This is a genomic window from Arthrobacter sp. FW306-1B-G06A, from assembly GCF_058781765.1.
Map to the genome: position 1 here is coordinate 43,015 of NZ_JBYSXB010000007.1, position 21,388 is coordinate 64,402.

Consider the following 21,388-nt stretch of genomic DNA (forward strand, 5'->3'; position numbering starts at 1 on the left):
CGCCTCTGAGTCAATCAGCATGCTTACTGGCAGGCAAGGCCCCGCGCCCTCCTATCCCAGGGTGGAGAGGGCCGCCGGTGCGCACTCAATCCTGACCGGCACGTCAGCGTCAACGGATTTCACTTCACCGTCGATCTGGTAGCTCAGGGGCTTGAGGGTGGTGAACGAGTAGCTGCTCACGCTGGGCTGGTCCCCCAGCCCCTTGGTAGCCGCCCGCAGCGCCGTCAAGAGGACCCGCCACTTTGGCTTGTGGGCAAAGAGGACCACTTCGAATTTTCCGTCAGCGAGCTTGTCGTCGGCGCCGCTGAGCGTGGCATACTTGGCCATCTCCGGAATGTTGGCGAGCACGAGGCTGTCCAAACGGCGGCGCTTGCCGTCGGCCAGGCGTATTTCGAAGGGCTCGAACTTCGAGAAGGTCCGGATCACGGAGACCATTTCCTTCAGGGCGCCCTTGCCGCCCTTTTCCAGGTCAATCGCCATTACCGGGGTCAGCCCGAAGCCGACATACGAGTGCGCGTACTCCCCCGGCGAGCCCGACCCCTTTCCCGTGTGCACGCGCAGCAAATCGATGCTCCGCACCCTGCCCGCGGCGATCGCCTCCCCGAGCGGCTGGGTGCCCGTGCTCCGCCTGTGATCATTGGCATTGCCCGCCCCCAGCACCGCGCACACCGCCTTGGGGTTGCCTCCTTGCATTACGCCGTTGACAACCTCGTTGTAGCCGCCGTCACCACTGACGGAAACCACCAATACATCCCCGCCACCGCTCACAGCGTCGCGCGCCAGCTCGACGGCATGGCCAGCATGGGCGGTTGGCTGGAGCCTGATGTCCGCGGTGTAGCTGAGAAGATTCTCCAGCTCGTTGTGGAGACCCTCAGCCAGCCTGCGTGCATCCCCCGTGCTGTTGGGATTAAAAATAATGACGATCGATTCAAAGGTCCGTGCAGAAGTCATTGCCGCTCCGATATTCGCTCGTGATGACCTCGGTAAGTGTACTTACAATCTTCTCCTGCACGCTAAGGACCGGGTTCCGGCCAACTTAGCTGGACGGAACAATCAGCAAGGCCCGGTAGACTCTCGTGCCATCCTCTCCCCCCTTCCAGGGGTAACCGCGCGGGACGAGAAGCAAAGGCAGACCGATGGACACTCCAACACCACCGACCCCGCCTCGGCGTCCGCAGCCAGGAAGACCTCCTTCAGCGGGCCGCCCTTATTCTGCCCGGGCCAAAGTCATCACCTCCCCGGTGCCTGTCCCGCTGGAGCCGCAAGAGCCGGATCGGGCCCAGCCGCCCGTACCCCCGGATGGCAAGAAGGCCAAACGATCCAAAGGGAAGTGGCGCCGCAAGCTCCTCTTGGCGCTGATCGCCCCGCTTGTTCTGGTCCAAATCGTCGCTTTCATGTTCAGCATGGGCGTGACCCCACCGCGCACCGCCTACATGCTGGAAGCGGGTGAACCCAACGTCTACCAGTTCGTCTCGATCAACCACATGAGCCGGCACTTGCTGGCGGCGACCATCGCCCATGAGGACGAACAGCTCGGCACGCGCAGCGGAGCCTTCGACGTCGGAGACCTCCAGGCGAGGGCGCAGGCGTACTTCCAGGGGCGTCCTTCCGCTGCCGGATCTGGTCAGGCGGGATCCCAACGGAGGCATCTACCTCGGCACAGGCGTCAACCCTGCCGTGTGGAACCTTGTGAACGGCGCCGCGAACGTCTGGGTCCCCCGGCAACTCGATGGCCTGGGCGGATGGCAAGCGGCCGTTGGAACGATCGGCATCACAGACACTGCCGACAGCCATGCCGGCCAGCGCTCCGACAACGACGCGTGCTCAACCATGCCCCAAAGCGTGAAGGACCGGATCCAAAGCGAAGCCGGCTAGGAACGCGGCCGGCGCCGTACCCGGGTTCAGCCGCGCGGCGCTGGCAAGTCCAGGTTCCAGTGGCGCGAGACCATCAGCAGCCAGTCGACGTCGTCGTCGTGGCCCGCTCCGCCGGGTCCGGGCGTGATGAAGAAGCGGGACACAACGCGCTGCGAGCCTTCGGCGTCTCCGTAGAGGACATCGACCGTGAAGCCTTCTCCGGCTGCTCCCGCGGTGGCGTTGCGGAAGTCGGCCGACTCAGGGTCCCGGATCGCAACCTGGCAGAATCCGGCGTCGTTGGCAGGCACGTAGATGTCCCGGGTCAGCCGGTGGAACTCTTCGACAGGCGCCAGCGGAGCCCTGGCGTCCGGTGGCAGGTGCCAACCATGCAGGACCGCCACTCCTGCACCGGCATTGCGCACAGACATCAACAGGTACACGGCGTTGCTGCTGATCTCCAGCGTGGCGTGGCCACCGCGCACCACCATCCACTTGCCTTCCATGAACCGCACTTTCTGCGGCGCGTCAGACCAGTTGGAGGGCAGCAGGATCGGGCGCAATCCGTTCAGCAGGGCACGCTCGGCCAGCCGCGCGGATCGGTTGGCCGATCTCGTGGAGATGAACGTCGCGACGGCGAGAACCGTCGTACCGAGGGCGGTGCCGAGGTTGGAGATCAGAACCCAATCGACCATAAGGCACATTCAACGCCTGTCCTGCCTCGCGGGCAATCGGCTGCGAGGCCGGACAGGCGTCGAACCCGGGCTCGGCGTTACCGGCCGCCCTCGATCTTCCGGCTGCGCTGGTTCTGCGCCATCGGACCGTACGGATAGACGCCGACGCGCGGTTGGCTGGCCTCCGTGAGCCGGCTGGTTTCCTCAGGGCTGAGTTCCAGGTCAGCCGCCGCCAGGTTGTCCGCCAACTGTTCCGTGGTTCGGGCGCCGAGGATCACTGAGGTCACGGCAGGCCGGTCCGCCAACCATGCCAGTGCAACTTGGGAATCACTGACGCCATGATCTGCCGCGATCTTTTCCACTGTCCCGATGACGTCCCAGGTGCGGGGGTCATCGTTGCGTGCCTGCCACGCTTCCATGCCGCGTTCCGGGTTTTCACCGAGGCGGGTGGCTCCGGTAGGCGGCACGTCGCGCTTGTACTTGCCGGAGAGCCAGCCTCCGCCCAAGGGAGACCACGGCAACAGCCCGATGCCGGCATCCAGGGAAGCCGGAACGATTTCCGATTCGATTTCACGGACCAGCAGGCTGTACTGGGGCTGCAACGTCACCGGCGCGCTCCAGCCAAAGGCTTTGGCCACGTGCACGGCCTTGGTCAACTGCCACCCCAGGAAGTTGGAAAAACCGTAGTAGGCGATCTTGCCGCTGCTGACGGAGTCGTGCAGGAAGCGCAGCGTCTCCTCCAATGGCGTAATCGGGTCCCATGCGTGCATTTGGTAGAGGTCGATCTGCTCCACGCCCAGACGGCGCAGCGAGTCGTCCAACGCCCGCGTGAGGTGGCGTCGGGAGGTGCCGACGTCGTTCGGGGCCGTCCCCATGGGGAAGCGGCCCTTGGTGGCCAGCACCACGCGGTCCCGCGCATCGGGCCGTTCGGCCAGCCAGCGGCCGATGATCTCCTCCGATACTCCGGCGCTGTAGACGTCTGCGGTGTCGATGAAGTTGCCACCGGCCGCAACGTAGCTATCCAGGATGTCGCGGGACGTTTCCTCGGTGGCCTCGGCCCCGAATGTCATGGTTCCCAGCGCGTAGTTCGACACCACGGCGCCGCTGTTGCCCAAAGTGCGGTATTGCATCATGTTCCTCAATCCTCGACGGGGGTGGTGCGGTTCGAATGGTAGGTGCGCCAGGTGTGTTCGGGCTCGAAGCCCAGCAGTCGCCTGGCCTTGTCGATGGACAGCATGGTCTCGTGCTCTCCCAGTTCCTTGATCACCTTGACGCCGGGGAATACCTCCGCAGCCAGGCTCGCACTCGACCGGCGCATGACGGTGTCCGCGTTGGCGATGATGAATGCTTCGAACCCCGGCTTGCCGTTCTCAAGGGCCCGCGCCACGGCCTGCGCGCCGTCCCGGCCGTCGATGTAACCCCACAGGTTCCACTTACGCAGCGTGGCGTCGGAGTCGAAGGATGGAAACCGTTCGTAGTCTTCCACGTCCATGACATTGGAGAACCGGAGTCCCACGATGCTGAGCTCAGGGTCCCAGCGAGTCAACTCGATGGCCATCTGCTCTTCCAAATGCTTCACCAGCGAATAGGTGCTTTCGGGCCGCGCCGGGTATTCCTCATCCACCGGAATGTAGGGAGGGTCGACGTCGAACGGCAGGCCCAGCACCGTCTCACTTGAGGCGTAGACGACCTTCTTGATGCCGGCCCGGCGGGCCGCCTGGAACACGTTGTACGTGGAGAGCATGTTGTTCTCGAACGTCGCAGCATCCGGGATAATGCCGGGTGCTGGAATGGCCCCGAGATGCACCACGGCATCGAAGCCGCTGTGCCGGTCGTCCAGCCCCAGGAACACATCCAGCACTTGGCCATAGTCACGCAGGTCGACGATCGCCAGACCCGGGCTCCTTTCGCCCGCACGGTCCAGGTTCAACACCTGATGCCCGTCCCCGCTAAGCCGGCGCACCACGTGCCGGCCCAGTTTTCCGCTTCCACCCGTCACTGCAATTCTCATCAGTACTCCCTCGATACGGCTTGGTGGTCTCACATCGACACTAGGGCAGAAGCCGGCTCCTGCGCATGGCCCTCCTGATCCTAGGAACGTCAGGCACCCGCTGACACGTGAGGTGGTCCACCGATGGTGCGACCACGGGATTTTGCCGACACGCCAGACTTTTCGGCATTTCACCTTGTGCCCGGGCCGCCGATCATCCACACTGGCTACAGATCCGCAGGAAGATGCTTCCGCCGATCAAGCCCGCCGGACTCTACGGCCGTCAACCGCCCCATCACAGAATGCCGGGCAACCCCTCTCGAACCACCGCTTTCCGCCTCGCCGGGTGCGCCCGGCCCTGGAAGCCCGCGAGCGCCGAGAGCCCCGGTACTTCCGCCGAGAAAGAGACCACAATGATCAAACGCCACTCGGACGTCGTCCTGGAAGTCACCGCCCACGACCCCGACACCATCGAAAACGACCTGAACACCGCCGTCGAAATCGCCCGCGAACATGCCGTCAAGGAGAGCCGTCACGGCATCCTCGTCACGCAGCATGGGTTCACCAGGTACACCGTCGCCATCAGCCGGGACGTTCCCTTCGGGCAGACACTCGAACGACGCGAATTGCCGGCGAGCCCGCTGGCAAAGACCGAACCGGGCTCGTGAGCACGCCACCATGACGCGATTCGAAGCAGGTGGGAGGATGGGCGCATGGAACTGCACATTACTGGCGACCCCGCCGCCGACCAATTGCTCAGCGATGACGCGTTCGCACTTCTCATCGGCATGTTGCTGGACCAACAGGTGACCATGGAGTCGGCGTTCGCCGGACCCGAAAAGATCCGGACGCGCATCGGATCCGTGTCCCCTGCCACAATCGCCGAATATGACCCGGATGGCTTCGTCGACGTCTTCAAGGAACGGCCGTCCGTGCACCGTTTCCCAGGCTCGATGGCCAGCCGCGTCCAGGATCTAGCCGCAGTTGTTCAGCGCGATTGGAACGGAGACGCAACCGCCATCTGGACCCGGGACGAGCCTGACGGCCAGGAAGTGCTCAACAGGTTGAAAGGGTTGCCCGGCTTCGGAGAGCAAAAGGCAAAGATCTTTCTGGCACTGCTCGGCAAGCAGCGCGGACTCCAAGCGCCAGGTTGGCGTGAGGCTGCGGGCGCCTACGGCCAGGAGAACGCATTTCTTTCTGTCGCCGACATCGTGGATCCGGAGTCGCTGAGAAGAGTCCGCGCCAACAAACAGGCTGCCAAGGCCGCGATCAAAGCAGCGAAGGCATCCGGGAGCTGAGAGATACGCGGCGGGGATTTGTTCCCGCCTATATCGTGAAACGCTTACGGCATGGATCTCGAAGTGTCGCCCGCGCTCACGATTCCGACGTCGGAGCTTGGCTGGCGGTTCTCCCGCTCGTCAGGGCCAGGCGGTCAACACGTCAACACCTCGGACAGCCGCGTCGAACTGTCATGGGATGTCGCCGGCTCCGCGGCGCTTTCCGATGACCAACGGCAGCAGCTCGTCACGCGTCTTGGACCACGCCTCATCGCCGGGGTGATCACCGTGACCGCCTCCGAGCAGCGGTCGCAATTGCGCAATCGTGAGATTGCCCTGGCCAAGCTCTCCCGCCTCGTGGCGGAGGGGCTTGCTCCCGAGCCTGCTGCCCGCCGGGCGAGCAAACCCACCCGGAGCTCGAAGCGCCGGCACCGGGTCGCAAAGGAACACCGGGCGGCGACGAAACAACAACGAAAACGACCGTCCGCCGACTAACTGGCTTAGCGAATCCCGCTGTCAACAACCAGCGTGATGTGAACGGGGGTCTCCGAGATGACTACCGGCTCGGTCGCAGTCGAAACGTAACCGCCGACGTTGCTCGCTTTGATGACGTAACTGCCGTCAGGCAGTGTGAGTTGGAAGGCTCCGGTTCCATCGGTCCGCGTCGAGCCCCGGACAGCTTCTCCGTCCAGGGCGACAACCGCGGCCCCGGCCACGGGGCGCGGCGGACACTCGTGACCGACGCGCTCAACGGGGCACACCGGGGCCGTCAGCACAACACCGGTGACAACTCCGGTGTGGCCCGCGTCCGGACCGCCCGGGCCGGCGCACCCGGACAACCAGAGGACCGTGGCCAGCAGGGCCACGACACATCGCTTCACGTCGCTCACCTTAAGAACAGGTTCTCAGAAAGCCCGTGGCACCAGCACGTTCGTGGAAGGTCACCGTATGGCCGCCGTCGTCATGGAAGACCGCCCTTTGTCCCTCGACAGTCATGATGCCCGGCTGGTAGGGGTTGCCCCAGCCTGCCGGAGGATTGCCGTGACCGTCGTCCAGCGGTTCGTCTGCAATAAAGAATGAGCCCTGCACCTGCGCCTCGTAGATACCACAGTGCGTGAACAGAGCGAAAGGTATACCCGGGGCAGCGGATGTTGTCGGACTTCCCGGAACGTTGGTTTGCGGCGTTGCAGGCGACGCACATCCGCCCAGCACCGCCAATGTGGCCGCCGCGGCGGTGATTCCTAGGCTTAATCGAGTTGCCATGCGCAAAGCCTCCCGCTCATAGGGACTGCCGCTACTGAGGCAGCCTTCAGATGTAGCTGCAGATCCGCTCAGCGTCGCACGCCTCCGGGTCCGCGGCAGCCGCGATAGCGTGGTAGTCGGCGACGGCGGCTCTCAGCGCGACGAGTTCTGCGATCTGCGCGTCGAGGTCTGCCAATTGACCGGCCAGAAGGTCGCGCACATGGGTGCAAGGGGCGCGGCCCGCATCGCGAAGGGCCAGGATTTCGCGGATCTGTGCAAGGGCCAGTCCAGCGGCGCGCCCGCGGCGAATGAAGTCGAGCCTGCTGATGGTTTCACTTGTGTAATCGCGATATCCGTTGGCGCTCCGTTTTGCAGCCGGCAGCAGCCCATGCTCTTCATAGAACCTCAAGGCCTTGCTCGTCATCCCCGCCGCCTGGGCGGCTTCACCGATTCGCACCATGTACCCCGTCTTCCCCCATTGACTCCCACTGTAGGGGAAGGCGCTCATGGGGTGAAGCAGGACTAGCGCAAGTATTCAGCGAATTCCACTTCGAAGTACCGCTTCGCGCCGACGCCGATCACGGAGATTCTCCGTTCGCCGTCCTTGAACAAGAACACGGACGGAATAGAGCTGATCCTGAAGGCAGCAGCGGTTTCCGGATTCTTATCGACGTTGACTTTCACAACGTCGATTTTGTCGGCGTATTCGACCGCGAGCTGTTCCAGAACCGGGGCAAGCCTGGTGCAGGGTCCAGACCAATCCGCCCAGAATTCCACGACGACGGGTTTGGCTGACTTCAGCACTTCAGCGTCGAAGGACGCGTCAGTGACCTCCTTGTTTTTTGCCATGCTTTCCCCTTCTTGAATGGCCCGAATTGTGATGCCGGGTTACTCCCCATCCCATTCATTCCGATGTCAACGCGACTGGCAGCGCCCCTGCTTCCCACCTTCGCACCTTCCCCTAAGGGAAAAGTCAAGGACGGAATCTTGTGACGGAGCTACGGTAGCCGGAGTGGCGACTTCCGTGAAAAGCCATCAAGCTAGGTACGGGGGGAACTGAGGGAAGGACCACTCCCTCCGCAGAGGAAGGCCCCGCAATTCCTAGCCCAAAACGACCACTCTCTCCATGGATCCGCACGTACCTGAAGGGTGGGGACGCGGTCCGCGCAGATGCCAAAGGCCTCGGCGCCCTCAAACCTGTCGAGCCGGCCGCGCGGCGCGAGGGTAAGCCCCTCCTCGGCGAAGACCAGGTCTACGTGATGAAGAACGGCAAGGAGTACCACCCGGCGTGGTGCCACGTTGTGGCCGACAAGTGGAGCAAGGCCCCTAGGGGACTTCTTGTGACCCTTCTGGCCGACGTGGGAACGCGCACCAAGTGCCGGGAATGCGATCGCTCGTTGAAGACGGTCACTGAACCCTTAACCGGGGAACACGAAAGGCACCCCAGGCCCACCCGGCAGCCCGACACAGTAATCCCGTTGCGAGTCGTCGGCTTCTCCCACGGCATTCTGTTCCTGGCGGCTGGACCGAAATATCAGCATCTCCTCAAGCAGACCGCGGTTGAGCCGGCCACCCCGCTGCTCGTCGATGGACTCCGGCACGGAATGCTGCTGCGGGTGGACGCCTCACGGCAAGAGCCGCTCCTGGTTATCCAGATGGATCCGCGCGCCAAGTTCCGGAGCGGCGCTTATCAGGTGCGCTTGCGTCTTCCTCTGCAGCGCTCGGCCACCAAACCCTATGCCGTGGACTCCATTGAGCCGGCGGCGCGGGCCAGGCATGCCGCCTTGCACCCGCCGGCCGTGGACGGCATGGAAAGTTGAGCTCACCCCGGCCGCGTCACCTCCGGACAGCTCTGGACACATGCTCGGTGAGAAACTCCTCCCAGGTCCTCCGGCCGACTGACCTGTCCTCGGAAAGGTTCGCCCCTTCCCGTATTGCCTTGGCGGCACTCCCCGGCATATGAAGCGGGACGAGAAGGCGTCTCTGACCGGCCGCGGCGAGGTAGGAGCGGATGAGGCCACCCATCGGGTAGCAGGCCGGCCCGGCGAAATCGGGTACCAGACCTGCAGGCTCACCGAGCGCGAGCTCAACGAGCTGGTCCGCGACCTCGCGGGAAGCCACGGCGACCAGGCGGCGGGCCTTGTCGCCGTCGCCCTTTTGCGCGCCTGCGCAATGAACCACCGTCCGGACACCGCTCAAGGCGGCTTCGACTCCCTCGCCGGTGTCGAGGTCACACTTAACGAATTCGATGTGCTGCTCCGGTGGAGGGGCATGACGGCCTGCCACGCGTGCGGCATGGCCCCGGTCCCGAAGCCGCGAAACCACGAGCCGCCCGAGGGTGCCGGTGCCGCCCGTTACCAACATCGTCGAGTTCATGACCGATTCCCTTCGGATTGGCTCACGCCGGACCGCTGCCCGGCGGACCGCTGAGGACGGTGGGGACGTATTCGAGCAGTTGGAGCCGGCCATCGAAGGTCCTGCTTTCCACCATCTCGAGCTTGACGTCGGGATAGCCGTCGTAGATCCGTTCCCGACCGGTGCTGCCCGTGATCACCGGGAAAACGACCACCCGGAACCTGTCCACGAGTCCGGCGGTCAGCAAGGACCGGCACAGGCTCAGGCTTCCGAGGGTGCTTAAGGGCGCGGTCCGGGTCCGTTTCATCTCCGCCACGGCCTGGACCGCGTCCCCGGTGACGAGTTCCGAGTTCGGCCACGTGAGGGGAGCGTGGAGCGTGGAGGAGAAAACGACCTTCGGTACCGCAGCAAGGCCGGTCAGGGCGGCGGCCCCCTCATCCTCCGAGAATCCCGGGCCTTGGGCCTCGGCCTCCTCCGACATCCTGGACATCAGCCGGTAGGTGTTCGCCCCGAGAAGGAAGGTGTAGCCCTTCTCCCCCTCTTCAGCGAGCCATGCCAGATATTCCGGCCCCTCCAGACCCCACCAGCCGGGCCATCCCTCGGCAGATGCATATCCGTCCAGGGATATGATCAGGTCGACCATCAGGTCCGCTGATGACGCGTCCGCAGTTGTCCCGCCCATGACCGTCTCCCCGAAGTCGACCGATGTCAGTGTCCGCCCGGCCTCTCGGCCAAGGACGGCCGGGTCCGGTGGCCGCAATGCTAGCCCTCGAGCGACCGGACGTTCAAGGGTCCGCGGGCACGAGCAACTTCAGATGAACGTCCAAGCGGCCCACCGCCCGCGGGAATCATGCGGGGTTCCCGTCCGTTCTCTCCGTTGATGACCTGCTTTCACAGGCGGGAACAGACACGACAGGAAGTTTGGGGACAGACCATGACGTTGAACGAAACGATTGCCCGTCTCCGGGCCGGACACCTCATGGTCCGCGACGCCCGGGAATGGGACGAGCTTTCCATGGACCTGGGGCGCGCTTACGAAAGCAACGACGACGAACTCATCGAACAGTTGCAGCCACAGTTCCTCCAGTCATGGAGGACAGTCACACGATACGTCCTCCGCGACACCTTCGACGCGGCGGGAATCGCAGTGACGGACCCCAGCCATCCTTGGGGAATCGCACGGCTGACCGCGAAGGGAACCAGTTGCGAACCCCTCCTCTGCCACACCGACGAAGCAGGCAACGAAAGGGCAGAGCCCGGCACCAAAGGCGGACCCAGGCTTCTCACTTTCGCGGACGCAATGACCAACTATGTCGACTGCCTGTCGCGCCTGTTCGACGAGCTGGACACGGCGAATAGCTAGCTTTTGCACAGGCTCTTGCCAACTCGGCCGCGCCCGCCGAAAAATGGGCGTGTGGGAATCATCGTGGTCGACCTGTTCAGCACCCTTGACGGGGTTTACCAGGCGCCCGGCGGGCCCGACGAGGATCGCGAGGGCGGCTTCGAGTTCGGCGGCTGGCAGGCACCATACTTCGACAAGGAATCCGGTGAGGCGATCACCGCGGGAATCGAACGCCTCGACGCGCTTCTCCTCGGCCGGAAGACGTACGACATTTTCGCCGGTTTCTGGCCCACCGCACCGGCCGATGACCCGATTGCTGCCCGGTTCAACGCTGTGCCGAAATATGTCGCATCACATACCCTGAGCGACCCCGCTTGGGCCGGGACCACGGTGCTGACGGATGTCGCCTCCGAGGCCCGCGAAATCCGCGAACGGCACGCCGAGACCCACGTCATCGGCAGCGGCGACCTCTTCCAGTCCCTCCTCACCGAGAACCTCGTTGACCGGCTGAATCTCTGGCTGTACCCGGTGACTTTCGGTACAGGCAAGAAGATCTTCCGGGACGGTACCGTTCCAGCCGCCTTCACGGTCACGCAGCCGCCTCAGGCCTTCCCGAAGGGCGCAATCTGGCTCGTCTACGAGCGCGCCGGAGATGTGGTGACGGGCATCGACATCGAGGCGGAGCGCACGCAGCCATGACAGCTGGTGGCGTGGGCGGAATCCCGTGGGTGCTGCACGTTGATCTCGACCAGTTCATCGCAGCGGTCGAAGTGCTCCGACGGCCGGAACTTGCGGGCAAGCCGATCATTGTCGGCGGTCGGGGCGACCCCACGGAACGGGCCGTTGTGTCGACCGCGTCCTACGAGGCCAGGGCGTTTGGCGTGGGTTCCGGCATGCCCTTGCGCATTGCGGCCCGGAAAGTGCCCGACGCCGTGATCCTGCCCGTCGATCAGGAGGCCTATCTCGCGGCGTCCGAAACGGTGATGGCTACCCTCCGCGCGCAGCCCGGGGCCGCGGTGCAGGTGCTGGGTTGGGATGAAGCCTTTGTGGGCGTCGAGACGGAGGATCCTGAAGCCTACGCCCGGCAGGTGCAGGCCGCCGTCCTGGAGCGCACACGGCTGCATTGCAGCGTGGGCATCGGCGATACCCTGGTCCGGGCCAAGGTCGCCACCGGTTTCGGCAAGCCAGCCGGCGTCTTCCGGCTCACCGCCGGGAACTGGCTCGATGTCATGGGCCGCCGGCCCACCAAGGAACTGTGGGGCGTCGGGACCAGGGTGTCTGCCCGGCTGGCCAAGCTCGGCATCGACACAGTGGCCGAACTCGCCGCGTCCAATCCCCAGGACCTGGTCCCGGAGTTCGGCCCCAGGATGGGTCCGTGGTACGCGGAACTCGGACGCGGCGACGGCACGAGCGTCGTGGACGACACCCCGTGGGTTGCCCGCGGACATAGCCGCGAGACCACCTTCCAGCACGACCTGACCGATCCGGCCGAGGTGGAGGACGCGGTGCGGGAGCTGGCAGCGCATGTCCTTGAGGATGTTGTGGCCGAAGGACGGCCCGTCATCGGGCTGACCCTGAAGGTCCGGTATGCGCCGTTCTTGACCACGACCCAGGGGAGGAAGATTCCGGAGACCTTCGACCGGGACGAAATCCTCGCGCGGGCGTTGGATCTCGCGGCTGGAATCGAGGCGGGCCGTCCGATCCGGCTCCTTGGCCTGCGGGCCGAGATGGCAATGCCCGGCGATGCCCGGAAGGGACATACGCCCACGCGCGGCGGTTGGTGACGGCGTCGTTCACTTCCTTAAGCGGTGCGCACCTACCAGCCCGGCCCGATCCATTCGAGGCAGGCCGCGGCTGTCCAGGACTGGTTCAGGCTTCCCAGCGGTCCTCTGCGCCGCGAGCAACGACTCTTCGCCTCCGGACACCAGCGGCGCAAATCCGGAGACAGTGTCAGTAGAGATCCACTCGTTGGCCAGGACATCGCTGGAAGCGGCCATGATCGCGGAAAAGAATACGTCCCGCACCCGGAAGCCTACGACGCTCCGCACGTCGCCGTCGTCGTACCCTACGGAAGCCATCTGCTGAACGAGCCACAGATACTTCGTGTATTCGCTGTCATCGGGCCGCTCGCTGGAGTCTGCGACGCGGAGGGTGTCACGCCGGGTGAAGGCCGGGACGGTGCCGGGCTGGACGCGGGCGTAGGGCCCGTCCCACCGCGGAGAGTTATCGAACCCGGATTCCCAACCATGGTGGATTTCAATCAGCCCTGTAGCGTCCGGGTCGCGCACGGTGGCAAGCCAGCGGTGCCACGCCAGCCAGCCGTCGAACGATTCGTCGAGGAAGGACTCTGCCGCTTCCCGGTCGGCGCCGCCGTTCTCCCTCCCCCGGTCAAGGATGTGCCGCAAGGCAATCGAGTGAACGGGAGGCTGGCAAATGCCGCTGCTCTCGATGCCCGAAGGGCGTGCCTTCGCGGACCCGGTGCCCCAGCGATCAAAACCGGGAAAGTAGTCTGTGCTGTTCTCGCTGAAGACAATGTGCGGGATCATTCCCGTGGACCATTGGGCGGACAGCAGGGTCCGGAGCTCCGTGATGGCGAGCCTGACACCTACCAAGCTACTGCAGCGGGCGTCACCCGGTCAGGCTTTGCCTAGTGTCTAGACCATGCCCGGCCGTTGCCCTATCGTGGGGGAACCGGGCACAGCCGGCTTGAGTCTCCGCATCGGAGGTACATGGTGGGCATTATCTCTTCTGGATTTCATGGAAGACGGCAGAGCGGCAATCCCGCTTTGCCACCGGGCCAATACGAGACCGGCAGCTTCCCGGTCCTAACCGCCGGCCCCGCTCCCCGGATCCGCAGAGACGACTGGGAATTCTTTATTACTACTGAGGCAGGGCAGCGCCATGCGTGGTCATGGGACGCCTTCATGGGATTGCCCCAAGTGGACATCCATACGGATATCCACTGCGTGACCAGCTGGTCCAAGCTGGGCACCTCGTGGCGGGGAGTGTCACTGGATTCTCTTTTTGAGAACGTGGAAACAAGCTGCAGGTTCACCACGGCCCACTCCTACGGCGGATACACGACCAACGTCCCGCTCCAGGACCTCCTTGGCGGCCGGGCGTGGGTGGCCTGGGAATTCGACGGTGAGCCCCTTGAACGCACCCACGGCGGACCTGCCCGTCTCCTGGTGCCGCATTTGTACTTCTGGAAGAGCGCAAAGTGGATCAACGGCATCGAGTTGACGCAGGATGATGTTCCTGGTTTCTGGGAATCCAACGGCTACCACCTCCACGGCGACCCATGGCGCGAGGAGCGCTACTCATGAGGTGCATCCGATGAGTACGCTATGGCGCGTGGCCGACGTCGTCAGCAGCATGCCCGAAACGGAAACCGCGCGAACCATCGGGCTGCGGGTGAACGGCTTGAACGGCAACCTCGCCGGACAGCACATCGACATCCGCCTCACCGCGGACGACGGTTACACGGCCGTCCGCTCATATTCCGTGGCCAGGGCAGGCCTGGACGAAACCTTGGAGATTACCGTTGACGAATTGGCCAACGGAGAAGTCTCCCCCTATCTGGTCCGGGAGCTGGCGGTCGGGGACCAGTTGGAGATCCGCGGACCAGTGGGCGGCTGGTTCGTCTGGAAGCCAACGGACACGAACCCCGTTCAGCTGATTGCCGGAGGATCCGGGGTCGTACCGCTCATGTCCATGATCCGTGCGCACCATGTTTCGGAGAATCCTGCGCAGTTCCGGCTGCTCTATTCGCTCAAGTCACCGGAATCGGGCTTCTATCGGGAAGAGCTCCAAGCCTTGACCCGGGAATCCCGCAAGCTCATCATCGACTACGTCTACACACGCAAGGCGCCCGCGGATTGGCCGATTCCTCCGCAACGGCTCACGGCGGAAACCCTGCTGGCCAACATCTTGCCAACGGACCCGGCCCCGGACGTCTTCATTTGCGGCCAGACGGTCTTCGTGGAAACTGTCGCGGAATGGCTCGTGCAGGCGGGATATCCCGCCGGATCGATCAAGACCGAGCGCTTCGGCGGAACAGGAGGAACCCGGTGAGTGGCAACAACGGCCCTGATTCTTCCGGTGCCAAAGATCCGGGCTTCGAGGATCAGGACATCGCTGGAATCGCAGGCAATGCTATAGCCCATCTCGACGGGAACGCGGTGGCAGGACCGCTGTGGGAACTGTTCCGCTTCGATATCGTCGCAGCGATCGGACGATGCAAGCACTGCGGCGCGGTCCGGGTCTTCGGGGAGACGATGGTCTACGTTGACGCTCCGGGAATCGTTGTGCGCTGCGCTTCCTGCGAGGGCGTGCTCCTGCGCCTCGTGGAGACGCCCACACGGTACTGGCTCGATGTGAGCGGACTCAGTTATTTGCAAATCGACCGCGAGGGCTAAGTCAATCCAGTCCAGGCGTCCCGGCGCGCGTTCTGAACCCGTAAGGATTCCACCCGCGACGGCGCGGGCCGGCGTTGGCATGATGGGGTCATGTCATCGCTCCCGGAACACCAAGCAGGACACCGCGCACGGATTGCAATCATAGGCGGGACCGGCCTCTACAAGCTGCCCGGGGCTGTCGTGCTCAGCAGGCTCGACATCCCGACGCCGTTCGGGCCTCCCTCCGGTCCCGTCACCATTGCCCGGCTCACCGCGCCGGCCGGCACCAGCGGCGACGACGGCGGCACCGGCGCAGACGGTGACCGCGACGGCGGCCCGGTGGTCGCGTTCTTGAGCCGGCACGGCCGCGGGCACAGCGTTGCCCCGCAGCAGATCAACTACCGCGCCAACCTCTGGGCCCTCAAGAGCCTCGGGGTAGAAGCCGTCATCTCCTCCGCGGCCGTGGGCGGACTGGTCTCAAGCCACGGAACCGGTACTTTTGCCGTACCCGATCAAGTCCTGGACAAGACCTGGGGACGGGCGGACACCTTCTACGACGGCTCGCTGCCCACCGGGGTGCAGCACCTGCCTGCCGCCGAGCCCTACAGCGCCCCGCTGCGGGCGGCACTCATCGCCGCCTTGGAGCACCGGAGCGAAGACTTCGCTGGGGCGGGCACCGTGGCCGTCATCAATGGTCCGCGATTCTCCACCAAGGCCGAGTCCGCGGCCTTGGTTAAGTCCGGGGCACAGCTGATCAGCATGACCCAGTACCCGGAACCGATGCTCGCGGCGGAATTGAACATGCACTTCGCCGCATTGGCATTCATCACTGATGCCGACACGGGGCACGATGGCTCCGAGCCGGTGAGGGCGGAACTGGTCCTGGGACGCCTGGCGGCGGCGCAACCGCGGATCCTCGCGGTGTTGTCAGACGCGGTGCGGACTGTGTCCGCGGGGCTTGGCGGCGCAGAACCAGCGGACGACGGCGGAACGTGGCGGATGGTGCCCACGCCGCCCGGCGCTGTGGCCACCGTGATGGGAGCCGCCGGCCCTGTCCTCCCCGGCCCTCTCCTCCCCGGCACGGGACGAACAGCGCCGTGAGGATTCTGGTCACCGGCGGAGCCGGTTTCATCGGCGGCCATATAGTCGAAGCCGCTATGGCACGCGGCTGGGAAGTCCGGATCCTGGATTCATTGGATCCGGCAGTCCACCCGGATCCACCGCCGGGAATTCCTGGCGTGTCCGTGCTGGTTGGCGACGCCGGAGACCCGGACGCGGTGGCGCAGGCGCTCGCCGGAGTCGACGTCGTCGTGCACCAGAGCGCCAAAGTGGGACTCGGCGTGGACTTCTTCGACGCACCGGACTACATCCGCAACAATGATTTGGCCACGGCCGTGCTCCTGGCAGGCATGGCAGCCGCCGGCGTCGACAAACTGGTCCTCGCTTCCTCCATGGTGGTTTACGGTGAGGGGGCCTACACCGATTCGGCAGGCAGGCCGGTGCACCCCGCCCCGCGCCGGGTGGAGGATCTGGAGCACGGAATCTTTGACCCCCGGGACCCCGCCACCGGCGAGTTGTTGCTCCCGGCACTGGTCACCGAAGACGCGGCCATGGATCCGCGGAACGTCTATGCCGCCTCCAAATTGGCCCAGGAGCACCTCGCTGCCGCGTGGGCGCGCTCAACCGGAAGCACTGCGATTGCCCTCCGGTACCACAACGTCTATGGCCCTCGGATGCCCAAGAACACCCCGTACGCGGGCGTGGCCAGCGTGTTCCGCTCTGCGCTGGCCCGTGGGGAGGCAGTGCGGGTATTCGAGGATGGCGGCCAGCGCCGCAGCTTCGTCCATGTCCGGGATGTTGCGGAGGCAAATCTGTTGTCCGTTGACGCGTTGGTTGGCGGCCGGGTTGCCTCGGGCTGCGTGAGGGCATATAACATCGGCGCGTCGGAGGTCCACACCGTAGGGCAGGTGGCGGAGGTCCTGAGTTCTGTTGCCGGGGCGCCCGCGCCGGTGGTCACAGGAGAATTCCGGCTGGGCGACGTCCGTCATATCACCGCCAGCTCGGCCCGGGCCTGGGCCGAGCTCGGTTGGATCCCCAAGCGTGGTTTCGAGGACGGAATGCGGGAGTTCGCCATTGCACCGCTGCGCGGGGATCAGGCCTAGGCCGTAGGAGGCAAACGTCCCGGTTCCGTAAGGAAATCCGCCTGTCGCACCGGGCCTGCGGATTCTACGGTCAAAGGGTGGAGAAAGAGCAAAGCGGTTCGCGCGATCGAAGAGGAATGGCCGGCCTCCCCAACGGACCGGCCGACGATGGGGGCCCACCCGCCGCACTCGTGGACGTCGTCTTACCGTGCCTCAACGAACGTTCGGCCCTTCCCAAGGTGCTGGGAGCTTTGCCGCCTGGATACCGCGCGATCGTCGTGGACAACGGATCAACCGACGGCTCCGGCGCCCTGGCCGCGAGCCTGGGGGCCACCGTCGTCGACGAACCGAGGCGCGGTTTTGGCGCAGCGGCGCATGCCGGACTGCTGGCGGCCACGGCGGAGTTTGTGGGCTTTTGCGATTGCGATGGTTCGCTGGACCCCGCCCAATTGGCCCCGATGCTCGAGCTCGTGCGCACAGCCCGTGCCGATCTGGTGTTGGGTGCCAGGCGTCCGGCCCGCGGTGCTTGGCCGATCCACGCCCGCTTGGCCAATATGGTCCTGAGCCGGCAGTTGCGCAGGCTCACGGGGATCCCTCTAACTGACCTCGGCCCCCTTCGCCTTGCCCGGCGCAGCGCACTCCTCGGCCTGGACCTCAAGGACCGACGCAGCGGCTACCCGTTGGAAATGTTCCTCAAAGCGCACCGCGACGGTTGGCGTGTGGCCGAAGTTCCGGTCGACTATGCTCCCCGGCTGGGAAAGTCCAAAGTAACGGGCACACTCCGCGGAACCGTCACTGCGCTCAAAGACATGGGGACCCAGTTGGCCGCCGCATCGCAGCGGACTCAGGCGACGAAGGGCGACGGGCCGGCCGATCGAGCACCGGCTGATCCCCATGGAGCGACGCCGTGAACCTCACCATCGCCGTCATTGCCAAAGAATGCAGCCCGGGCAAGGTCAAGACGCGCCTCACTCCCCCGCTCACCCCGGAGCAGGCCGCAGCCTTGGCCCAGACCAGCCTGAGCCAGACCCTGGAAACAGTGCGATCCCTTCCGGCGGATAGGCGTTTGCTCGTCTTTGACGGCACGCCGCACGAAAGAGATGCAGCCGGTTTTGAAGTATCCGCCCAGTGCTCCGGTGGCCTGGACGAGCGGCTGGCGGCCATCTGTTCGCTCACGGCCGGACCCCTGCTGATTCTGGGCATGGACACGCCCCAAATACGCGGGGAGCAATTGGCCCCGCTCCTGGCGGACTGGGCAGCCCCCGCTCCGGTACCGCATCGCGGCGCGTGGTTCGGCCCGGCGTCGGACGGTGGCTTCTGGGCGTTGGGCCTGTACCGGCCCGACGGCGGTTTGCTCCGCGGGGTGGACATGTCCACTCCGCGGACCGGGGCGCAGCAATTGGCCCGGCTTGCCGGCGCTGGCCTGGAGGTCGGACTGCTTCCCGTCGTGCGGGACGTGGACTACTTCGCCGATGCTCTGGCTGCCGCGCGGGAATGCAGCGGAACCCGGTTTGCCCTCGCAGTGGAGCGGTTTGGCGTCGGACTGCCCGAGGCGGGCATGCCGCTTGGGGTGCCGGCCGGCGTCGTGCCCACGAGGGGTTCCTCGCGATGAGCATCCAGACAGCTCGCGGAGGCCCTGGTGCCCGGTCCGATTCCTTTGCGCCTGACTCCCGCCCGCTCGCCTTGTTTGGACCGGCTCTCTTTGGACAGGGCGGCCACGAGCCTTATGCCCGCAGCCTGCCCCTCGGCCTGGGGCGACTGACGCTGCGTCCGGAGTCGGCATTGCCGGAGTCCATCGGGCCCGTCCACTTCAACATGCTCGGCTGGTCCGGCCCGGCCACGGCAGGTGAGCGCGAGTTGCTTCGCGCCCTCCGCGGGCCCGTTCTTGATGTGGGCTGCGGCCCAGGGCGGATGCTGGAGGCCGCCCGGGAACTGGGGCTGGCCTCCATGGGTGTCGATTCGAGCCCAGCCGCCGTGAAGCTGGCCACCGCCCGGGGCGGTGCGGCCATCCTGGGCTCCATCTTTGACCCCGTCCCACACGAGCGAGGTTGGGGTTCGGCCCTGTTATTGGATGGCAACATCGGCATCGGTGGAAACATCCGGGTGCTCCTGGAGCGTGTTGCCTCCTTGCTCGCCTCGGACGGGCAAGTGCTTGCGGAGGCCGAAGCACGCGATTTTCTCGATGTGGCCTATCTGGCGGTGCTGGAGGATTCAGACGGACGTGCCAGCGCGGCCTTTCCCTGGGCCCGTGCCGGCGCGAAAGCGCTCGCTGTCCACGCGGCCCGCGCGGGATTGGATACCGTGGCAACCCGGACGGTTCAGGGCCGGGTCTTCCTGACCTTGGAACGGCGGCCGTAGAGTCCGACGGCGGCCACAGCAGTCGCTGCGGCCACCACCAGGACCATCCAGAAAACGCCCAAGGCCAGCACATAGTCTCCCTGCAGGACGGTGCTGTTGGCGCCGCTGCCCGGCCCGGTTGGCTGGAGCACCTGCTGGGCGCGGATGAGCGGGGCCGCCACCAACGTCATCAATGCCCCCACCAGAAGGGCCCCGCGCACGATCCCCCGTTGAACGGGGCCCAGCCCATACGTCAACCTCGACAAGCCGCCGCCGGCCAACGTCGTCAACGGAACCAGCACGCCGTCGTGCACCAACAACGCCACAGCAAGCCAGGCAGCCACACCGATCAGCTGGGCAGGCGGCACATTGGCAAGGAATCCGAAGAGGGCGTATCCGAGGGCTGCCAGTCCTAGGATGCCCAGGGCTGCACGCACCCACCAGACGGTCCCGCGCCTACCGGGCGCCGACGGAATCCCCAAGGAGAGCCGCATCAGATCACCTCCACTTTGTGCACCCATTTGGTCTGCAAGACGCCCGGGCGTCCGGGTGCGACGATCCGTGCAGGATAGCCGTGGTCGAGGTCCAGGGGTTCGCCGTTGAGCTCGAGCGCCAGCAAGGTCTGCTCGTCCTGGCTGTACGCAGCGGGCATGAAGGACCGCCCGTACACGCCGCCTTTCTCCATGCTGGAAATCTGCAACTCGGCATCAGCCGGTGCGCCCACCGTTGCCATCAGGTCCCTGACTCGGACACCGCGCCACTGGGCTCCTTGGCTCCAGCCTTCCACGCAGGCGATGGGCAATCCGTAGCTGTACTGCGGCAAGGCCGCGAGCTGCGCCAGTGTGAACGTCTTCTGCACCGATCCCGAGGACACGGTCAGCACCCAGTCGGGGCCCAGCGCAGCGTCAGCCACACCGGCCTGGGCGGCCGTCCTGTTGATGGGGACGGCCTGGGGGCCGGTATCCATTCGGCGCGGCGCGAAGAGGTTCAGGCTCGACAGCCAGGCGAAGGACTGGCCCCCAGTCGTCAAGACGACGACGCCGGTGCCAGCAGTGATTGCCGCCAGGAACCCCCTGCGGCTCCAGCCGTGCCCGGTTCGAGCCTTCGCGGCTGCAGGAAGAGTTTTGCTGTCCGGCACTCCCCCTTCAGTCGCCGCAGCGATGGTGGCCGCGTCCGACCGACGGCTCCAATGGGCCAGGATCAGGGGCATCTTGACAGCGATGTGAAGCGCCAAAGATCCGATGATGACCCAGGCCAGCCAATAGTGGACATCCCTGAAGGAAAACGGCCAGGGGTACCACTGGAAAGTATTAAGCAGGCCGATGGTGACTTCCACCAGCGAAGCGGCCACGAAGAGCGCAATGGAGGCCCGTTCCAGGCCGTGCACCACGGACTTCAGCGGGGGCCAACGCAAGAGTTCGGGATACACGGACCAGAGCTTGGCGACGAGGAGCGGGATGGAAGCTATCCCGGTGGTGACGTGGATGCCCTGCGTAGCCACGTACAGCCATACGGGGCGGGTAATGAAAAGCATCCACGCTGGCGGATCCTGCAGAAGGTGGCTGAACAGTCCGGTCAAGAAGCACACAGTGAAGGCAAGGCCGAGCCAACGGCCCAGCACCACCGTCAGCCGCCTGCTGCGCAAGGGCGAGGAGAACCGTCCGTTCACCGCTTCCATCCGCTGTTGGAGGAAAGTGGTCAATCTGTCCATGCCTTGATCACACCACCAAGACCCTCCCGCCGTCCCGATGCAGACCTTACGAAAGGCATACGGTGCCGCGG

General features: G+C 65.2%; 29 protein-coding genes. 16 read left to right on the forward strand and 13 right to left on the reverse strand.

Annotated elements, in window-relative coordinates:
• Positions 1–51: 51 nt before the first annotated feature.
• On the reverse strand, positions 52–951 hold the full coding sequence (locus tag AC3WJM_RS05365; RefSeq protein WP_059388933.1) for a diacylglycerol/lipid kinase family protein: 900 nt from the start codon (positions 949–951) through the stop codon (positions 52–54).
• 567 nt (positions 952–1,518) lie between these two features.
• Here AC3WJM_RS05365 and AC3WJM_RS05370 point away from each other — a divergent pair.
• Positions 1,519–1,875: a hypothetical protein gene (locus AC3WJM_RS05370; protein WP_492271332.1), complete on the forward strand. Its 357-nt coding sequence runs from the start codon at positions 1,519–1,521 to the stop codon at positions 1,873–1,875.
• Between the two features lie 26 nt (positions 1,876–1,901).
• On the opposite strand, the gene AC3WJM_RS05375 is transcribed toward AC3WJM_RS05370, so the two are convergent.
• The 3 genes from AC3WJM_RS05375 to AC3WJM_RS05385 form a co-directional block, all read right to left on the reverse strand.
• Positions 1,902–2,546 carry a hypothetical protein gene (locus AC3WJM_RS05375; RefSeq protein ID WP_148667581.1) on the reverse strand — a complete coding sequence of 215 codons (645 nt, stop codon included), beginning with the start codon at positions 2,544–2,546 and terminating at the stop codon, positions 1,902–1,904.
• Between the two features lie 77 nt (positions 2,547–2,623).
• A complete protein-coding gene (locus tag AC3WJM_RS05380; RefSeq protein ID WP_284989246.1) occupies positions 2,624–3,655 on the reverse strand; it encodes an aldo/keto reductase in 1,032 nt (343 codons plus the stop codon).
• A gap of 8 nt (positions 3,656–3,663) precedes the next feature.
• On the reverse strand, positions 3,664–4,536 hold the full coding sequence (locus tag AC3WJM_RS05385) for an NAD-dependent epimerase/dehydratase family protein (RefSeq protein ID WP_284989130.1): 873 nt from the start codon (positions 4,534–4,536) through the stop codon (positions 3,664–3,666).
• A 392-nt stretch (positions 4,537–4,928) separates the two neighbouring features.
• Here AC3WJM_RS05385 and AC3WJM_RS05390 point away from each other — a divergent pair, with 392 nt between their 5' ends.
• Genes AC3WJM_RS05390 through arfB form a run of 3 tightly spaced genes read left to right on the forward strand, consistent with a single transcriptional unit; the run spans position 4,929 to position 6,287 of the window.
• Entirely contained in the window at positions 4,929–5,183 is a 255-nt protein-coding gene (locus AC3WJM_RS05390) for a hypothetical protein (RefSeq protein WP_284989131.1), read from the forward strand.
• Between the two features lie 45 nt (positions 5,184–5,228).
• Complete coding sequence (locus AC3WJM_RS05395; protein WP_307053783.1) at positions 5,229–5,813, forward strand: HhH-GPD-type base excision DNA repair protein; 585 nt, start codon at positions 5,229–5,231, stop codon at positions 5,811–5,813.
• A 51-nt stretch (positions 5,814–5,864) separates the two neighbouring features.
• Positions 5,865–6,287, forward strand: coding sequence for an alternative ribosome rescue aminoacyl-tRNA hydrolase ArfB (gene arfB, locus AC3WJM_RS05400; RefSeq protein WP_441437497.1), 423 nt, complete (start codon positions 5,865–5,867; stop codon positions 6,285–6,287).
• 5 nt (positions 6,288–6,292) lie between these two features.
• On the opposite strand, the gene AC3WJM_RS05405 is transcribed toward arfB, so the two are convergent.
• The 4 genes from AC3WJM_RS05405 to trxA all read right to left on the reverse strand — a co-directional run bounded on the left by AC3WJM_RS05405 (position 6,293) and on the right by trxA (position 7,883).
• On the reverse strand, positions 6,293–6,673 hold the full coding sequence (locus AC3WJM_RS05405; RefSeq protein WP_332602263.1) for a carboxypeptidase-like regulatory domain-containing protein: 381 nt from the start codon (positions 6,671–6,673) through the stop codon (positions 6,293–6,295).
• Between the two features lie 10 nt (positions 6,674–6,683).
• The gene (locus tag AC3WJM_RS05410; RefSeq protein WP_307053780.1) at positions 6,684–7,055 is read right to left on the reverse strand and encodes a hypothetical protein; all 372 of its coding nucleotides are present in this window, start codon (positions 7,053–7,055) and stop codon (positions 6,684–6,686) included.
• Between the two features lie 46 nt (positions 7,056–7,101).
• Complete coding sequence (locus tag AC3WJM_RS05415; RefSeq protein WP_307053799.1) at positions 7,102–7,491, reverse strand: heavy metal-responsive transcriptional regulator; 390 nt, start codon at positions 7,489–7,491, stop codon at positions 7,102–7,104.
• Positions 7,492–7,556: 65 nt separating this feature from the next.
• Positions 7,557–7,883, reverse strand: coding sequence for a thioredoxin (gene trxA / locus AC3WJM_RS05420; RefSeq protein ID WP_307053779.1), 327 nt, complete (start codon positions 7,881–7,883; stop codon positions 7,557–7,559).
• Between the two features lie 410 nt (positions 7,884–8,293).
• Here trxA and AC3WJM_RS05425 point away from each other — a divergent pair, with 410 nt between their 5' ends.
• A complete protein-coding gene (locus tag AC3WJM_RS05425) occupies positions 8,294–8,854 on the forward strand; it encodes a hypothetical protein (RefSeq protein ID WP_284989134.1) in 561 nt (186 codons plus the stop codon).
• A 16-nt stretch (positions 8,855–8,870) separates the two neighbouring features.
• On the opposite strand, the gene AC3WJM_RS05430 is transcribed toward AC3WJM_RS05425, so the two are convergent.
• Both AC3WJM_RS05430 and AC3WJM_RS05435 read right to left on the reverse strand, forming a co-directional pair.
• Entirely contained in the window at positions 8,871–9,410 is a 540-nt protein-coding gene (locus tag AC3WJM_RS05430; protein WP_332602267.1) for an SDR family oxidoreductase, read from the reverse strand.
• 22 nt (positions 9,411–9,432) lie between these two features.
• Positions 9,433–10,071, reverse strand: a complete 639-nt coding sequence (locus tag AC3WJM_RS05435; protein WP_492271333.1) for a dihydrofolate reductase family protein — start codon at positions 10,069–10,071, stop codon at positions 9,433–9,435.
• 252 nt (positions 10,072–10,323) lie between these two features.
• Here AC3WJM_RS05435 and AC3WJM_RS05440 point away from each other — a divergent pair, with 252 nt between their 5' ends.
• The 3 genes from AC3WJM_RS05440 to AC3WJM_RS05450 are packed head-to-tail and all read left to right on the forward strand — an operon-like array spanning position 10,324 to position 12,515.
• On the forward strand, positions 10,324–10,752 hold the full coding sequence (locus AC3WJM_RS05440; protein WP_307053775.1) for a hypothetical protein: 429 nt from the start codon (positions 10,324–10,326) through the stop codon (positions 10,750–10,752).
• A 51-nt stretch (positions 10,753–10,803) separates the two neighbouring features.
• On the forward strand, positions 10,804–11,430 hold the full coding sequence (locus AC3WJM_RS05445; protein ID WP_284989136.1) for a dihydrofolate reductase family protein: 627 nt from the start codon (positions 10,804–10,806) through the stop codon (positions 11,428–11,430).
• On the forward strand, positions 11,427–12,515 hold the full coding sequence (locus tag AC3WJM_RS05450) for a DNA polymerase IV (protein ID WP_492271334.1): 1,089 nt from the start codon (positions 11,427–11,429) through the stop codon (positions 12,513–12,515). Before AC3WJM_RS05445 ends, AC3WJM_RS05450 begins: the two co-directional genes overlap by 4 nt.
• Positions 12,516–12,524: 9 nt before the next feature.
• Here the strand turns inward: AC3WJM_RS05450 and AC3WJM_RS05455 are convergent, their stop codons facing one another.
• A complete protein-coding gene (locus tag AC3WJM_RS05455) occupies positions 12,525–13,343 on the reverse strand; it encodes an MGH1-like glycoside hydrolase domain-containing protein (RefSeq protein ID WP_492271335.1) in 819 nt (272 codons plus the stop codon).
• A gap of 117 nt (positions 13,344–13,460) precedes the next feature.
• Between AC3WJM_RS05455 and AC3WJM_RS05460 the strand changes: the two genes are divergently transcribed.
• The 8 genes from AC3WJM_RS05460 to AC3WJM_RS05495 all read left to right on the forward strand — a co-directional run bounded on the left by AC3WJM_RS05460 (position 13,461) and on the right by AC3WJM_RS05495 (position 19,627).
• Positions 13,461–14,057: a sulfite oxidase-like oxidoreductase gene (locus tag AC3WJM_RS05460; RefSeq protein WP_216363205.1), complete on the forward strand. Its 597-nt coding sequence runs from the start codon at positions 13,461–13,463 to the stop codon at positions 14,055–14,057.
• 10 nt (positions 14,058–14,067) lie between these two features.
• Entirely contained in the window at positions 14,068–14,805 is a 738-nt protein-coding gene (locus tag AC3WJM_RS05465) for an FAD-binding oxidoreductase (protein WP_441437503.1), read from the forward strand.
• A complete protein-coding gene (locus AC3WJM_RS05470; protein WP_253257337.1) occupies positions 14,802–15,149 on the forward strand; it encodes a DUF6510 family protein in 348 nt (115 codons plus the stop codon). The genes AC3WJM_RS05465 and AC3WJM_RS05470 overlap by 4 nt, the downstream gene beginning before the upstream one ends.
• Positions 15,150–15,239: 90 nt before the next feature.
• The gene (locus AC3WJM_RS05475) at positions 15,240–16,229 is read left to right on the forward strand and encodes an MTAP family purine nucleoside phosphorylase (RefSeq protein WP_492271336.1); all 990 of its coding nucleotides are present in this window, start codon (positions 15,240–15,242) and stop codon (positions 16,227–16,229) included.
• Positions 16,226–17,290: an NAD-dependent epimerase/dehydratase family protein gene (locus AC3WJM_RS05480; RefSeq protein WP_307053770.1), complete on the forward strand. Its 1,065-nt coding sequence runs from the start codon at positions 16,226–16,228 to the stop codon at positions 17,288–17,290. The genes AC3WJM_RS05475 and AC3WJM_RS05480 overlap by 4 nt, the downstream gene beginning before the upstream one ends.
• Positions 17,291–17,406: 116 nt before the next feature.
• Positions 17,407–18,180 (forward strand): glycosyltransferase family 2 protein, encoded by a 774-nt coding sequence (locus tag AC3WJM_RS05485; protein WP_284989141.1) that lies wholly within the window; start codon positions 17,407–17,409, stop codon positions 18,178–18,180.
• The gene (locus tag AC3WJM_RS05490; RefSeq protein WP_492271337.1) at positions 18,177–18,881 is read left to right on the forward strand and encodes a TIGR04282 family arsenosugar biosynthesis glycosyltransferase; all 705 of its coding nucleotides are present in this window, start codon (positions 18,177–18,179) and stop codon (positions 18,879–18,881) included. Before AC3WJM_RS05485 ends, AC3WJM_RS05490 begins: the two co-directional genes overlap by 4 nt.
• Positions 18,878–19,627 (forward strand): methyltransferase domain-containing protein, encoded by a 750-nt coding sequence (locus tag AC3WJM_RS05495; protein ID WP_284989143.1) that lies wholly within the window; start codon positions 18,878–18,880, stop codon positions 19,625–19,627. The genes AC3WJM_RS05490 and AC3WJM_RS05495 overlap by 4 nt, the downstream gene beginning before the upstream one ends.
• Here AC3WJM_RS05495 and AC3WJM_RS05500 read toward each other — a convergent pair.
• Both AC3WJM_RS05500 and AC3WJM_RS05505 read right to left on the reverse strand, forming a co-directional pair.
• Complete coding sequence (locus tag AC3WJM_RS05500) at positions 19,588–20,100, reverse strand: hypothetical protein (RefSeq protein WP_284989144.1); 513 nt, start codon at positions 20,098–20,100, stop codon at positions 19,588–19,590. The two genes, AC3WJM_RS05495 and AC3WJM_RS05500, sit on opposite strands and share 40 nt — an antisense overlap.
• Positions 20,100–21,317: a molybdopterin-dependent oxidoreductase gene (locus tag AC3WJM_RS05505; RefSeq protein WP_492271338.1), complete on the reverse strand. Its 1,218-nt coding sequence runs from the start codon at positions 21,315–21,317 to the stop codon at positions 20,100–20,102. Before AC3WJM_RS05505 ends, AC3WJM_RS05500 begins: the two co-directional genes overlap by 1 nt.
• Positions 21,318–21,388: the final 71 nt, after the last annotated feature.

What these genes read in the sequence shown, in the direction of transcription:
- AC3WJM_RS05425 (WP_284989134.1), top strand. Translation starts at nt 8,294, where the DNA reads ATGAAGAACGGCAAGGAGTACCACCCGGCGTGGTGCCACGTTGTGGCC.
- AC3WJM_RS05370 (WP_492271332.1), top strand. Translation starts at nt 1,519, where the DNA reads ATGAGGACGAACAGCTCGGCACGCGCAGCGGAGCCTTCGACGTCGGAG.
- AC3WJM_RS05485 (WP_284989141.1), top strand. Translation starts at nt 17,407, where the DNA reads ATGGCCGGCCTCCCCAACGGACCGGCCGACGATGGGGGCCCACCCGCC.
- AC3WJM_RS05365 (WP_059388933.1), bottom strand. Translation starts at nt 951, where the DNA reads ATGACTTCTGCACGGACCTTTGAATCGATCGTCATTATTTTTAATCCC.
- AC3WJM_RS05375 (WP_148667581.1), bottom strand. Translation starts at nt 2,546, where the DNA reads ATGGTCGATTGGGTTCTGATCTCCAACCTCGGCACCGCCCTCGGTACG.
- AC3WJM_RS05385 (WP_284989130.1), bottom strand. Translation starts at nt 4,536, where the DNA reads ATGAGAATTGCAGTGACGGGTGGAAGCGGAAAACTGGGCCGGCACGTG.
- AC3WJM_RS05495 (WP_284989143.1), top strand. Translation starts at nt 18,878, where the DNA reads ATGAGCATCCAGACAGCTCGCGGAGGCCCTGGTGCCCGGTCCGATTCC.
- AC3WJM_RS05475 (WP_492271336.1), top strand. Translation starts at nt 15,240, where the DNA reads ATGTCATCGCTCCCGGAACACCAAGCAGGACACCGCGCACGGATTGCA.
- AC3WJM_RS05505 (WP_492271338.1), bottom strand. Translation starts at nt 21,317, where the DNA reads ATGGACAGATTGACCACTTTCCTCCAACAGCGGATGGAAGCGGTGAAC.
- arfB (WP_441437497.1), top strand. Translation starts at nt 5,865, where the DNA reads ATGGATCTCGAAGTGTCGCCCGCGCTCACGATTCCGACGTCGGAGCTT.
- AC3WJM_RS05450 (WP_492271334.1), top strand. Translation starts at nt 11,427, where the DNA reads ATGACAGCTGGTGGCGTGGGCGGAATCCCGTGGGTGCTGCACGTTGAT.
- trxA (WP_307053779.1), bottom strand. Translation starts at nt 7,883, where the DNA reads ATGGCAAAAAACAAGGAGGTCACTGACGCGTCCTTCGACGCTGAAGTG.
- AC3WJM_RS05395 (WP_307053783.1), top strand. Translation starts at nt 5,229, where the DNA reads ATGGAACTGCACATTACTGGCGACCCCGCCGCCGACCAATTGCTCAGC.
- AC3WJM_RS05390 (WP_284989131.1), top strand. Translation starts at nt 4,929, where the DNA reads ATGATCAAACGCCACTCGGACGTCGTCCTGGAAGTCACCGCCCACGAC.
- AC3WJM_RS05465 (WP_441437503.1), top strand. Translation starts at nt 14,068, where the DNA reads ATGAGTACGCTATGGCGCGTGGCCGACGTCGTCAGCAGCATGCCCGAA.
- AC3WJM_RS05410 (WP_307053780.1), bottom strand. Translation starts at nt 7,055, where the DNA reads ATGGCAACTCGATTAAGCCTAGGAATCACCGCCGCGGCGGCCACATTG.
- AC3WJM_RS05500 (WP_284989144.1), bottom strand. Translation starts at nt 20,100, where the DNA reads ATGCGGCTCTCCTTGGGGATTCCGTCGGCGCCCGGTAGGCGCGGGACC.
- AC3WJM_RS05380 (WP_284989246.1), bottom strand. Translation starts at nt 3,655, where the DNA reads ATGCAATACCGCACTTTGGGCAACAGCGGCGCCGTGGTGTCGAACTAC.
- AC3WJM_RS05460 (WP_216363205.1), top strand. Translation starts at nt 13,461, where the DNA reads ATGGTGGGCATTATCTCTTCTGGATTTCATGGAAGACGGCAGAGCGGC.
- AC3WJM_RS05430 (WP_332602267.1), bottom strand. Translation starts at nt 9,410, where the DNA reads ATGAACTCGACGATGTTGGTAACGGGCGGCACCGGCACCCTCGGGCGG.
- AC3WJM_RS05440 (WP_307053775.1), top strand. Translation starts at nt 10,324, where the DNA reads ATGACGTTGAACGAAACGATTGCCCGTCTCCGGGCCGGACACCTCATG.
- AC3WJM_RS05435 (WP_492271333.1), bottom strand. Translation starts at nt 10,071, where the DNA reads ATGGGCGGGACAACTGCGGACGCGTCATCAGCGGACCTGATGGTCGAC.